Origin of the sequence: Mannheimia pernigra, assembly GCF_013377995.1 — a bacterium.
Lineage (GTDB): Bacteria > Pseudomonadota > Gammaproteobacteria > Enterobacterales > Pasteurellaceae > Mannheimia > Mannheimia pernigra.
Genome location: NZ_CP055305.1, coordinates 1,442,131 through 1,455,862, shown reverse-complemented (window position 1 = coordinate 1,455,862; position 13,732 = coordinate 1,442,131). Strand labels below are relative to the sequence as shown.

The 13,732-nt window shown below is 38.7% G+C and carries 11 protein-coding genes; 3 read left to right on the top strand and 8 right to left on the bottom strand.

Features of this window, described 5'->3' with window-relative positions; all coding sequences use genetic code 11:
* Positions 1-7: 7 nt before the first annotated feature.
* Positions 8-1,213 carry an efflux RND transporter periplasmic adaptor subunit gene (locus HV560_RS07005; RefSeq protein ID WP_176812508.1) on the bottom strand — a complete coding sequence of 402 codons (1,206 nt, stop codon included), beginning with the start codon at positions 1,211-1,213 and terminating at the stop codon, positions 8-10.
* 30 nt (positions 1,214-1,243) lie between these two features.
* A complete protein-coding gene (locus HV560_RS07000; RefSeq protein WP_176812507.1) occupies positions 1,244-1,816 on the bottom strand; it encodes a TetR/AcrR family transcriptional regulator in 573 nt (190 codons plus the stop codon).
* 236 nt (positions 1,817-2,052) lie between these two features.
* On the opposite strand from HV560_RS07000, the gene HV560_RS06995 reads away from it, so the two are divergent.
* Together HV560_RS06995 and HV560_RS06990 are read left to right on the top strand one after the other, a co-directional pair.
* Positions 2,053-2,274 (top strand): YejL family protein, encoded by a 222-nt coding sequence (locus HV560_RS06995; protein WP_159629718.1) that lies wholly within the window; start codon positions 2,053-2,055, stop codon positions 2,272-2,274.
* A gap of 5 nt (positions 2,275-2,279) precedes the next feature.
* Positions 2,280-4,016, top strand: a complete 1,737-nt coding sequence (locus HV560_RS06990; protein WP_176812506.1) for a DUF3413 domain-containing protein — start codon at positions 2,280-2,282, stop codon at positions 4,014-4,016.
* Between the two features lie 107 nt (positions 4,017-4,123).
* Here the strand turns inward: HV560_RS06990 and mukB are convergent, their stop codons facing one another.
* Genes mukB through mukF form a run of 6 tightly spaced genes read right to left on the bottom strand, consistent with a single transcriptional unit; the run spans position 4,124 to position 12,599 of the window.
* Complete coding sequence (mukB, locus tag HV560_RS06985; RefSeq protein WP_176812505.1) at positions 4,124-8,587, bottom strand: chromosome partition protein MukB; 4,464 nt, start codon at positions 8,585-8,587, stop codon at positions 4,124-4,126.
* Entirely contained in the window at positions 8,587-9,297 is a 711-nt protein-coding gene (locus tag HV560_RS06980; RefSeq protein WP_176812504.1) for a zeta toxin family protein, read from the bottom strand. The genes mukB and HV560_RS06980 overlap by 1 nt, the downstream gene beginning before the upstream one ends.
* Positions 9,298-9,300: 3 nt before the next feature.
* Entirely contained in the window at positions 9,301-9,522 is a 222-nt protein-coding gene (locus HV560_RS06975; RefSeq protein ID WP_176808343.1) for a hypothetical protein, read from the bottom strand.
* Positions 9,522-10,250: a chromosome partition protein MukE gene (gene mukE, locus HV560_RS06970; RefSeq protein ID WP_176808342.1), complete on the bottom strand. Its 729-nt coding sequence runs from the start codon at positions 10,248-10,250 to the stop codon at positions 9,522-9,524. Before mukE ends, HV560_RS06975 begins: the two co-directional genes overlap by 1 nt.
* A 39-nt stretch (positions 10,251-10,289) precedes the next feature.
* Positions 10,290-11,213 (bottom strand): SLAC1 family transporter, encoded by a 924-nt coding sequence (locus HV560_RS06965; protein WP_176809017.1) that lies wholly within the window; start codon positions 11,211-11,213, stop codon positions 10,290-10,292.
* Positions 11,214-11,252: 39 nt separating this feature from the next.
* Positions 11,253-12,599: a chromosome partition protein MukF gene (gene mukF / locus HV560_RS06960; protein WP_176812503.1), complete on the bottom strand. Its 1,347-nt coding sequence runs from the start codon at positions 12,597-12,599 to the stop codon at positions 11,253-11,255.
* Between the two features lie 177 nt (positions 12,600-12,776).
* On the opposite strand from mukF, the gene araC reads away from it, so the two are divergent.
* Entirely contained in the window at positions 12,777-13,637 is an 861-nt protein-coding gene (araC, locus tag HV560_RS06955; RefSeq protein ID WP_176812502.1) for an arabinose operon transcriptional regulator AraC, read from the top strand.
* Positions 13,638-13,732: the final 95 nt, after the last annotated feature.

The following is a 13,732-nucleotide window of genomic DNA, read 5'->3' as shown; positions in this document are numbered from 1 at the left end:
TACTCCATTAAAGTTTGCTGTTTTTTTCAGGGGTAGTTACACCGACAGCTTCAGCATCAACCACTTTTACCAACGAATGATTACTTAAACGCTGTAAACCACCTGTTACAATTAAATCGCCTGCTTTTACACCTTTAATTAATTGTGAATAGTTAGCTTGACGATCAGCGGTTTTTACTTCCACCTGCTTTGCACGGTACATTTTATTTACATCTAAACTTGGATTTCGTGCTGACATTTTTTTAACCATCTCTTTATCTGCTTCAGATAAAGGCTGTAAAACATAAACAGTTTCTCCATACATCGTGTAAGCCACAGAAATTTGTGGTACTACAACTTGCTCAGTTTGGGTTGGTAACGCAATATTTAAACGAACAAACATACCCGAAAGCAATTTTTCTTGCCCTTCCTCAATAACCGCCTCTACATTGATTAGGCCAGTTAAACGATCAACAGCAGGATCAATTGCTACAATACGTGCAGAAAAGCGATGTTCTGGCAGGGCATCAATTTCTGCCGTTACTTTTTGCCCAACAGAAATTTGGGTGATATTTGTTTGAGGAAGGCTAAAACGAACTTTCATTGCCGATTGGTCTTCAACACGCACAATTTCCGTTCCCATCGTAATATATTGACCCACATTTACATTGACGATACCTGCAACACCGCTAAATGGTGCATAAATTTGACGACGCTTGATAGTAGAACGCAATGACTCAATATTCGCCAGTAATTGATTGTAAGTCGATTGTGCATTATCAAACTCCGCTTTTGAAGCACTGTTTGAGGCAACCAACTTACGATAACGCTCAAAATTCGTTTTTGCTGTTGAAAGTTGAGCTTCTGATGCTCTTAAATTAGCCTGTTCAACGCTACTATCAAATTCAACTAAAAGATCACCTTTTGTCACACGCTGACCTGATGTCACTAAAATACGCTTTACCACACCTGATGTTTCAGCACTTAGCATAGCCCCTTGATTTGGGCGGATATAACCTACCGCCGAAAGCATTGGCGTCCACGCCTGTGCGGTAACGTGCATTGCCGTCACTTCACTAACAGATTCAGGCATATTCGCTGCTGCGTCTGCTTTTGCTTTCTTCCCAATGAGTTGTAACCCGACGATTGCGGCAAACACAACCAATACAATTAACAATGTGAGCACAATAAAAAACTTTCTGCCTTTGCCTGGCGTCTGCGTTTTCGTTGTCATACATTCTCCGTAAATAAATAAAAAATAAACTTAAAAAGTGATTGCTTTCCAAGTGCGTAAAATAATTTCATCAAGATACTCTTCAAAATGAATCTCTTGATTGAGTTTTTGTAAATATTTAATATCCACCAATGTTCCAATACTTAATGAATAAAGTAACTCATTGGGTAAATCTACAATTAACGTTTGTCGCTTGCCTTCAAAAATCAATTGATTCCAAAATGAATTTTCATCTGCAATAGTTTCACGAATCAGCTCATCAATTCCAATCACTGCCTGAAACTGCTTTACCAGATCTAATCGTTCTGTTAAAAACAACCATTTCTTTTTCATTAACGCTTGATATTGCTCGAACAGTTCCATCTCTGGATTAAATTCAAAAGAGAGATAGCTGTTATAACACTCAAGTAATTGAGTTGCTAAACAATGTAATAAATCCTCTTTTGTCTTAAAGTAAAGATACAATGTGCCCGAAGCAATATCTGCTTCTTTTGCAATATTCCGCATTGAAAGATTTTGTAACCCATCTTGAACAATCCGTTTTTCAGTTGCCAATAAGATACGGTTTACCATATCTTCTTTTGGCTCAATCCGCCTAGACATTTAATCTCCCGGCCAATAATGAACAGCTGTTCATTTTAGACATTTTTAGGAAAAAAGAAAGCAGAAAAATCATAAAAAATATAAAGAGATTCATTGAAAAATTTAAATTTTTTAAACAAGCGGTCGAATTTCTGCAAAACTTTGCAAAAATCAGCCAAACAATAATCTGAAATACTACTTTCGCCCCATTTTTATGCTACTATTGAAATACATTTTTATCCGTTTTTTATCTGTTTATGGCAACAAAATCTAAATATCATACAAAACAATTTGATGCGTTATTAGCCGATCTCATTGCTGCGATTGAAAAGCACAAAGCCCCTGTTGATTTATCTTTAATGGCATTAGGCAATATGGTCACGCATATTTTAAGTGACAATATTCAAAATCCTACACAACGTGAAGCTCTTGCAGAGGCCTTTGCAAGAGCATTAAAACAATCATTAAAAACTCAATAACGATTATGTTTAAACGTCTACACGCTTTATTGCCAACCAATTCTCGCCAATACCGAGAAGCTACCTCACAAAAAATCACGTGGGGACATTGGTTTGCATTATTTAACATTGTGTTGACGTTATTGATTTCTGCTCGTTATGCCTTTAATGCCGACTGGCCAAATACGCTTGTCGGCAAACTTTACTTTTTTGTCAGCTTATTTGGGCATTTCAGTTTTGTTGTTTTTGCTGCTTTTCTGTTAATTTTGTTCCCGCTTAGTTTCCTAATCAAAAATGAGCGCACCTATCGAGGGGTTTCAGTCATTCTTGCAACTATTGGTCAAACGGTTTTATTGGTTGATACGGAAGTCTTTAAGCAATTTTCCTTGCATTTATCACCGCTTGTATGGGATTTATTAGTCAATCCCGAAGAAGGTGAACTTACCCGAAAATGGCAGCTATTATTCGTGCCAATGCCTCTTATTTTATTAGCAGAAATGATTTACTCTCGTTGGTGTTGGCAGAAGCTGCGTAGCTTCAGCCGCCAAAAATGGGGAAAATATGTTGCGTTATTTTTCTTAGTAAGCTTTACTGCCACCCATTTAATCTATGCGTGGGCTGATATGAATGCTTATCGCCCGATTACCGCTCAAAAAGCGAATTATCCGTTGTCTCACCCAATGACTGCTCGTAACTTTTTAGAAAAACACGGATTTATTGATAGAGCGGAATTAGATCAAGAAATTGAAGAAGGCGGACGTTTAGACACTTTTTTCTTGAACTATCCTAAATCTTCTTTGGTGGTAACTCAGCAATCAAATACTAATATTTTATTGATTAATCTCTCTGGCTTATCCAAAGAGATGATTAACGCTGAAACAATGCCAAAGCTGACAGAAATAAGCCAACATTCTTACCGCTTTATGAACCACTATAGCAGCGGAGATAGCAAATCTGCTGGGGCATTAGGCTTATTTTATAGCCTAAGTGGGAAATATTTAGATTCTGTGCTAGCAGACAAAACAACATCGCCATTAATCCAAACATTCAGAAAATCTCATTATAAATTAGGGCTTTTTTCTCATAATGGATTTGCCGATCCGATTTACCACCAAGCTATTTTCTCTGGCATTTTACTACCGACAGCTCACAACAACATCGGGGCAATTTCGCAATGGAAAAATTGGATAAGCCACCGTTCGCTAGATAATCCATTTTTTAGTTATTTGGATTTAAGTGTGCCATCCGATGCATCAACTCAAGATACGCCAACACAATTAGATTTAGCATTGACTGAAATTTGGCAGCACTTAACGCAAAATGCGTTATTAGGTAATACCTTGGTTATGATTACTTCCGATATTTCCCATAATGAAACAAGCGATGAAAATCAGTTTGATAAGCAACACATTCAAGTGCCAATGCTCTTTTACTGGCAAGGGGAAAGCAAAGAGTATCACTTTCTTTCCAGCCATTTAGATATTATGCCAACATTGCTAAGCGGCTTCTTTAAAGTACAAAATCCACTTAGCGATTACGCACAAGGTATTGATTTAAGCACTCAAAGCCCACGCATTTGGGTATCTAGCTCAAATCACAAATGGAATGTGGCGGTAATGCCAAACGGGGAGCAATATCACATTGACCGCAAAGGAAATTTCAAACATTTCAGTGCAAATGGGGAAATACAAAAAGATACTCGCCCACCGCTTGCATTATTCTTACAGATGATCCAACAAAGCAATCAATTTATTGCTAAATAAGCATACAACATACAAGCGGTCATATTTCCTATTCTAAAAGCAATTGATATTAAAAAGATTGTTAATGTTGCCATTAACAATCTTTTATTAGATAGGGTATAAAAGAACTATTTTCCGAAACCTTTCAACCCAACCACATGCACATACTCTTGGTTATTACTCATCTTACGCACCAATTTATAAGTTGTACCACGTTCTGGACTGATGTTTTCAGGGGCGGCAATTAATAACTGCATATCTAAACGTTCGCAAAGTTCAAATAACGTATTAATTGAAGTCGCATCTAATCGAGCAGCTTCATCAAGGAATAATAAACGAGCCGGAAGAATATCTTTCGCACGCATACGACGAGCCTCTTCTTCCCAACTTTGTACTACCATCAAGAGAATCGACATACCTGTACCGATCGCCTCACCCGTTGATAATGCACTACTTTCAGCCCGCATCCAGCCATCTGTCCCACGGAAGGTTTCTACTTCTAAATCCAAATAGTTACGATAATCCAACAGCTCCTCCCCCATAGTTTGTGGCGTACGCTGCCCCATATCAATATGTGGGTTCACACGTTTATAGAGCATTGCCAATGCTTCGGAGAAGCTGAGTTTCTGGCTGTCAAACAAATCTTTATGCTCATCACGGTGATTAGATAGTGTATTAAGCAAAATTGCGTGCGTATCACGAATATTCACCACCAAACGCACGCCTTTTACTTGACCAAAGGCAATATTTTGTAAACCTTGGTTGAGTTGCAAAATACGTTGTTGCTCACGCTGAATCGTTTTACGTAAAATATTTGCTACACTTTCTGCACTAATAGCCAGTTTTTTCTCACGCTTTGTTAATTCATTGGTTAAGCGTGAAAGCTCAATTTCCATTTGCTCAATTGCATCAATCGGATCATCGGTTTTAATAATGTCTTGGCGAATACGCTCACGCAAGTGCTGATAAACCGCAATGAAGAATGCCACTTTATTCTCTGGTTTACGGCTATCTTCAGATGCTCGTAAACTATCACGCAAGTATTCATTATCTGCCACTGCAGTACGCAATGCACCTAATGCTTTATCTGAAATTGAACGTAGCTCTTCAGCGGATTGATAAGCCAGTTCAGGTCGGTTCAATCGTTTTTCCACATCACTATTGCGAGATAAACGCTGTACAATGCACCAGCTTGCTTTCGCCTGAACCACTAACTTACGCTGTGTATGGTAATCTCGCTCAGCTTTTCGCAATGTACGATTGAGATTATCCATTTCAGCTTCAATCAAGGCAATTTGTTTATCTAAGTAGCTTTTACGAGCACGTTGCTGGCTCAATCTTTGCTGTAATTCATCTCGGTTGAATCTTGCACGCTCTTCTGCGTTAATATCGCCACGCACGCCTAAATCATTGATTTCACGAATGAGCTCTTGTAACATTTGATTTTTGGCATCATAAGCGCTACGCAATCCAGTTAAAACTTGGTTATATTGTGATAATTGTGCTTGTGCTTGACGTAGATTATCACGAGCTTGCTCACGTTCACATTGTGCATTTTCTAATCGTTGGCGTAACTGTTCCGTTAATGCTGAGCCTTCTTTGCCCACTGTTTCTTCATAACTAAAGTGCAAACGGCGGTGCATCACATCAGCCAAACTAAATACTTTTTGTTGTAGCATTTTTTGTTCTGCAACCAGACGACTGTAATCTGCCTCAAGCTGTTCAAATAATACAGGATCACTTTTCAAGGCGACGGCAATCGGCTCTAACTGACTTAATGTTGAGCCAAATTGGCGAATAAAAATTTCATCTTCTTCTGCATTTTCTAGCTGTTCACGACACTCTTCTGCTTGTTCTGATAGGCTGTCATCCGCTAATAAATTTGCAAGCGGTAGAATTTTGTTTAACATTTGCAACTGGTTTTTTACGCTCTCTAATTGGTGGCGTAATTGTTGCTCATTGCCACTTGATTGAGTCAATTCACGCTCAATTTCTGCACGCTCTGCCGCAATTTCTTGCATTAGTGCTTCTGGGTTGTCTTGGAATGCCAAATTCAAATGTGTGCCGACAAACTGGCTTAAGTGCTGATGTAAACGCTGACATTTCTGCACATCAAAGGATCGCTCAGTGTGCTTTTCTGCAATTGCATCACGCTCAGCGTTTAAAGTTTCTAAATGTTTCTCACGCGCTGCACGCCCGAATAACGGTACTTCGGGGAATTTAGAATAACGCCATTGGCGGTCAGATACTTTCACCACAACGCCATCTCCTAGCTCTTCAGTGCTAAATACAGCATCATCAAAAGCAGAAGGATCGCCTTCAATTAAATAGAGATCACTTGGGCAATCCTCTAATTTTTCTAGCTGAGCTTTAACAGCCTCTAAATCACGCACCACAATAGCGTGGCGAGCTTCGCCGTATAAGGCAGAGAAATATGGAGCATCTTCAATCGACACATCATCATAAAGCTCAGAGAGCAACACGCCGCCAAAACGATCTGCCAAATGATTTAAACGAGCATCTTCCGAGCCGTCGGGCTGGTTTAAACGGTTAATTTGCTCGTCTAGTCGCTGCTCTTTGCGAGCCAATTCATCACGTTCCAACGTGGTTTCACGCTCTTTGCTCAGCATATTTTGCATAAACTGCATAACCGCTTTACTTGATTCAAATTTCTCGCCGCATTGCTCTTCCAAACGAACCAATGCTGATTGAGCTGTGTGCCATCCAGGGGCATTTTTCGCTAATTGTTGATATTGTTGATTGAGTTGTTCACGCTGCTGGCGTTGAATTGAACGCTGTTCTACAAAATCAGAAAACTCAGCCTCTAAATCTTCTAGGCGAGCTTGCTGCTCGTCAAAAAAGTTCTCTAATTCTTCACTTGAATCTAATTGTTGTTGCGATTTTTGATTAAATTCCGCCAATAAACGCTGTGCATTTTGCTGTTGTTGCAAACGCTGTTCTAAATTGTTCAGTTTCTGACGTAAACTAACCGCTTGTTGGGCTTGCATTTTTTGTTCAGGGAAAGCAGAAAGTAACGAACGGGCCTCTTCCCACGCTTGCGAGCGGTCAATTTTCCCTGAAATTTTGCAAACTAACTCAAAGGCTTTTTCAAACTGCGTTTTCGCCATATCCGATACAGCTAAACGCTGTTCAAGATCAAATACTTTATTGGTCAGATCCTCTGCTTGAGCTTCAAATTCTGCGTGATAATCTTCAATATTATTCAAGTCTAAATTTGCCAAGCAGGTTAATTGTTTCGCTTTTTCTAATGCATTAATCGCTTGCTGATATTGCAACGCTCGGGTTTGTTGAGCATCTAAGGCTTGTTGATAATCCGCCATTTGAGAGCGTAGTTCTTCAACGTGGTCGTCTGCCTGATCAGCTCTCGTTTGGGCGTTTTCCGCCAAATCAGTAATTTCTTCCAACGCTTCTTGCTGTTCTTCTAGCTTGATATTCAGCTCTTCCACTTCATCTTGGTAGCGTTCGATTTTTTCTTGATGGCGTAAAGCATTCATCACTAAATTAAGATGATCGTTCGCACTATTATATTCGCTCTCAAGCGCCTGCTCTGCTTCTGCAATATCCGCACTTTCACGACTAAATTCTACAAAACGTTGCTGTTCAAGCACAATTTTGGATTTCGCTGCATACCACTCTTTACGCTGCTCCAACGCGGCTTCTACGTTGCCACGACGTTCATTAGCATGACGCATATAATCTGCCGACACATAATGAGTCGATTCAGTTATCAAGCGTTTGAACATATCACGATCTGATTGGGTAACCTTAATCGCCTCTAGCGTCATTCGGTTTTCACGTAGTGCCGATTCCATATCTTGGAACGCTTGGCGAACGCCTGTATTTTCTGGCAATAAGTAATCACGCAGCGATTTTGTAATCACGCTGGAAATACCGCCGTAAAGTGAAGCCTCAATTAATTTATAGAATTTGCTTCTATCTGCTGACGAACGAAGACGCTTTGGAATCACCCCTAAATCAAACATAAAACTGTGGTAATCGGTAATCGAGTGATATTGCTTGAATTGAAATTCACAGCCCTCAAATTTCTCTTTAAATTCATTTAACGGCAATACACGGGCTTTTTCGCCTACTTGTTCAGTAAATAGACTGATAATACTTTGATTAGCAGGAATGTTTTGTACTGAAAACGAACGAATATCAACTTTCTTATCACGCCCAATAATTTGTTGTAAACGTACACCCGTAATAATTCGCTGACCACGAGAATTTAACGATTCCAACACCGCATAACATACGCCTGATTTTAACTTACCATATAAGCCTTTGTCCCGAGAGCCTGCCGTTGAACCAGCCTCTGTGGTATTACGGAAATTTAATAATGTTAGATCGGGAATCAACGCCGTTACAAACCCTGCCATTGTAGTGGATTTACCCGCGCCATTACCACCAGAAAGCGTGGTAACAAGGTCATCTAAATCAAAGGTACGTGCAAAAAAACCATTCCAGTTGATAAGGGTTAAAGAGAGAAATTTGCCACGCTGTATCTCATTTTGTTTTGCAAGCGGTGCAATTTGAGGATTATTTTGCAAAGCTAATTCATTATTTTCCATTATTCTGTTTCGTCCTCTGTTCTGTGTAATTCGTGTTCAATGATGGCGACTAAGCGTTCTTCAGGATCAATTTTGCTGTCAAATAATTTTTGCGTTCTGGAATAAACCTCAAAACTTTCAGGTTTTCCTTGCGTTAAGACTTTTAAGGCATTTTCAGCTAATGAATGAATAACTAAATCAAAATGCTCTCTCGGCACATAGCGTGGTTGAATGCCATTTTTTGCTTGTTCCTCTGCGCGTTTTAGCGTGCTTTTCCAGCTGATTTCTTTTGGGCAAGTACAAATTAGCACTGCTGTTTGATAACCTTCAGTTCTGAAATTTTCCAGCTCATTAAGTGGGATATCTACCGTGCGGAGTGTACCTTCAATTAGAATATTAAAACGATGTTTAATTGCTTCATTACGGACACGCTGAACCATTTTGCCGGTAAATTCGCCAGTATATTTTGAAGCATCTTTTCGATAACGTTGGTAAATCTCGTGATAATACTGATGATAAGGACGAAACTCATCGCCATTAATCACCAATAAATTGAAATTTAATCGCTTGCTCATTTCAAGCGAGCCAAAAGACTTTCCAGCTCCAGGCTGACCGCCCAATAAAATAGCTATCGGATTTTGTTCAGGAACAAGATTATTTTCTGCTAATAAATTCGCCCAAACGTAGGGAATTTTTCGCTCAAGATCCGCTTCTACATCATAATCGAACATAGCTCACATCTGCGGTAAATGTTGGTATTTTTGGCTAATATTTTGAATTTTAGCCACCATTTGCTCAAAATTAATATGAGCAGGCTCTGAACGATAAATCTCACCACGCAGACGACTAAGCGTTATTTGGTCTTCATTTAACGGCAATGCCAAACGCTTACTTAAATCCGCCTGAGCAGTCGCTACCATTTCAATCAACACATCTTTTTGCATTAAAGTACACATTATTGATTTTCTCCGTCAAATATAGACTCTTCGGCTTCATCATCTGCAAAATGTTCACCCATTCCAACCGCTTGATTGGTTAATAGGTCTGGTGTAGTAGCCTCCCCATCTCTAATTAAGCGAAGTTGAGATTCTCGCGGATCATCGCCTGTTCGTACATCCGCCCCAAAGCGAAATACAGATTCTGAAATCACAAACTTTTTGCTGTTTTGCTCGCCTACACGCGTAATAATACCAATACGAGCAAGGCGGCGTAATGCTCCAGCCACTTTTTCTGCTAACTTGGCACGATCCAGATCAGAACCTGTTGATCGTGGATTTACCGCTTTTAATAACTTGCTTTCATCAGCAAGGCTTAACAACTCTTCATACACATCATCTTGACCGAAAATGCCTTGTTGAGCCAAACGCTCTGGGCTTAAATAGAGATAACATAACACCTTACCCACCAGCATTTCCATTTCAGACATTGCTGAACGAGCAATCAATGTTGAAGCTTTCGGTCGTAAATAGAAAAAACCTTCTGGTGCTCGAATCAGGTCAACGTGATAACGGCGATAAAAACTTTCCAGCTCAATTTGGAAATCCATCAAAAAAGCATGTTGATCAAGCTGTTCCGTATTGATATGGCGACCAGCACGTAATTGACTATCGAGCTCTGGAAAAATAGGATTTGAAATAGCAATCGCCAATTTCGTAGAAATAAAATCTTGAATATTGTCTGTCATGTAGAATATCTCTAGCTGTTTATACCAAAGGCAAAAAATTTATTTTAGCCAAAACTGTCTTTTTAGGATTTTCACCACTGTACCTAAAATCAAAAATAAAATCATTAGATTAGCAAAAACAAAGCTAAATAAAGCTAGATAGGTAAGTTGCGACTGCTCATAAAAGGCAATAGCACTATTTGCCATAGAAGCTAAGCCAAATGAAAAGGACCAAAATCCTACAGAGAAGCCATTTTTAATTAAGCTTGGAAAAATACGCAATAAGAAGATGAATTGTAAAAAGCCATACCCCCAAAGGAATTTAGCGAATAAATCAACATGTCCCCCATTTATTGTTAAATAAGAAGCAACCCCCACAAATGCAGGAGCTAAGACTATACCTATCGTCCCTTTAGTTGCTACTGGTAATGGAGCAACGCGTAAACGTTGTAATAAAATAGGTTCAAACGCCAACCAAGCAAAAAAGCCAGCGCCAAAGAAAAGATAAGCGAGATCAATATACCCTAATACAGCGAGTGAGCTTCCAGTAGTAAAATTGCTTGCTACTGCAGGTAAATAAAATGGTGGCTGAACTGCTTCATCTTTAAATATATTACCCGTCAAAAGTGAGCCAATTCTTAATAAAGAATAAGTCAATTGACCAAATACTGCTAGCCAAACAAGTATTTCACCAAACAGATACCATTTCCAATGGTAAAGTAAATCGCCAACAAGCATTATGCTAATAAAAATCAGGGCAAGAAAAGAAAAACGCACAGGACAATTCCATTCATCTTCAACTTGATGATGAAATGCCACTATTTTATAAGTATAAAGAGCTAAAAATATCACTAAAAACAGCGTAGCAAATAAGCCCAACATAGTCCCAACTATTTCTGCTCCACGCCATAAATAGCTCGCCTTAAACCACGCAATAGCAATTGCGGCTAAACCAACAGAAATAGCAAAATAAGGTGTAGGCATTAAAAATGGTTTAGTGATAGATTGTAGTTTTTCCACAAATCATACTCCTATGAATTGATCAATTACATTAGCTTGTACTTTTGCACCTTGTTCGTTAATTAGCTGCCATTGTGGGTAAACCGCTTGGCTATCTTGGCTCGCCATACCTAATTTAACCGCTTGATCCACAATAATGCGAGCCACATCGAAATGGCAAGACTCAGGGAATTGAGCAAGTTGCTCACGCAAGACAATACCTAAATCAATTGGTTTGCCCTCCACACGCAATGGAGCTAAATGAGCTTGTATTGCCGAAACAATTTTCTCTTGTACATCAGAAAGGGATTCATACTCTAATTCGTTTGGTAACTCACCTACCGATTCAGCCTCATTTAGCATTGCTTCATCATCACGCAAGTCAAGTAACGAATCGGCTTTAGCGGTATAAAGAAACCAAGGATTGTTGTAATAAGTTTGAATGGATTGACGTAAACGCTGCCCAAATACCCGGTTTTTATCCATATCAATTGCCGTTCGGATAAATTTATGCACGTGGCGATCGTAGCCAATCCACAGATCAATTGCTTGCTGCCCCCAACTGATGATACGGTCTAATTTATTTTGTAAATTCACAATAAGCTGATCGATAAAATCCAAATCATCACGAGCAAGTAAGCAGCTTTGAATACGCAATAATTGAGCTTGAAGTTTATCGCCTGCCGCATTGAGCGTGTCTTGTAGCTCACGAAGATTACCTGAGGTTTCATCTAATAATTGCTCACAACTCATAATCGCCTCGTGCCAGTTTTGACTTAACAACTCAGCAATTCTCTCACGAATTTGATGCTGATTTTCATCCATCATCCGTTGTGACAGATCAATACTGTCGAAAACTTCCGCCACCGAATATTTCAACGGTGCATACACATTATTTCGCCAAAAACGCGCATCTTTTGTTTCCGCCGTCCCCTCTTCTGCAGCCATTGAAGCACGCTGAATTTCATCTGCTACAATTGAAAGCTGAATAGAAAGACGAAGAGTTGAAAACTCACGCTGACGAATATAGTAGTTGGAAATCCCCACCCCTAACGGAGTGATGCGATAAATGGCTATACCTTCGGTAAATTCACTACTAAAACGATTTAACAAACGCTGCCTGACTAAATCATTAATCGCATTATTCGCACGCTGAGTAAAAGTTGTATCAGACTGCTCAAACGAATTTGAAACATAACGAAAAAGATCAATAAGATCACTTTCTAGCAATTCACCGTCCGTTTGTTCTTGATTATAAATAGAAATCGCAAGTAAGAAAGCTAAACGGTCGGAAGAAAGTGACAGCGAAAATTCACGATCTCTCGTCCAAGAAATGAGTTCTGGAATAGTTTGTGCCAATTCGTTTTGCATACAGGCTTAATCTTTGATTTGTGTATAAAATAGAAAAATGGCGAGTATTGTAACTGAATGTAAAAGAAATGGGAATGGATAAAATACAAGCGGTGCGTTTTGTAAAGTTTTTTGCAAATATACTCACTTATCTATATAAAATAGGATTTTCATTACAATAAATAATAATTGACTAATATGTATAAAAATCTATCTTTGCTCTCTCCTAGTAATCCTTTTGATTTAGAATTAATTGCTGGAATTACCCAATGTGAAAAAGGCAATTATCTTGATTTTGCTGTAGATAAACCACAAGGAATGAGTGGATATATGTTACAGCTCACAACATTTGGACAAGGAGCTGTCTTTGACGGTAACAAAACATTTACTACTCAACGAGGACAATTGTTACTCTTCTACCCTGGTACTATCCAGTACTATTATCGCCATTTAGACTGTCAATCTTGGCACTATAAATGGATATATTTTATGCCAAACCCTAAGCTAAATAAGTGGCTAAACTGGTCTGACAAAGAAGCTGATATAGGTCAAATTAAAATCAACAATCACCGATATTTTCAAGAAATCAGCCAGCTTTTTTCCAAAGTTGATATGGAATTAAAATCTGGATATTTTTTCAAGGAAGATGTTGCCACAACGTTACTAGAATACTTGCTGATGAAATGTATTTCCGCAGAAAAAATAGCTATTATTCCAACTATTGATCAGCGAATATTAGCCGTTTGCGATACTATTTTATCCAACTTATCGGCTAATGATAGTGTAGAAATGATAGCAGAAAAAGTCTTTCTATCTTCATCACGCTTATCTCATTTATTTAAGCAATTTCTTGGTGTGAGTTTAGTTCAATGGCGAGAACTGCAACGAATCTCTGAGTCTAAAAAACTACTTTATTTCTCAAATATGTCAATATTAAATATTGCTAAATCCTTAGGATATGAGGATGCTCTCTATTTTTCAAAAATATTTAAAAAACATACAGGGCTTTCTCCTACAGAATTTCGAACAATCGAAAGACGAAAAGAAAGCGAAATGTGATCTCGCTCTCAAATTTGTGTATGTAGCAGAATATTCCATATCAACAACAAAAATTTACCTATTATTCTCAATGCTAACCCCATAATATAACCCCA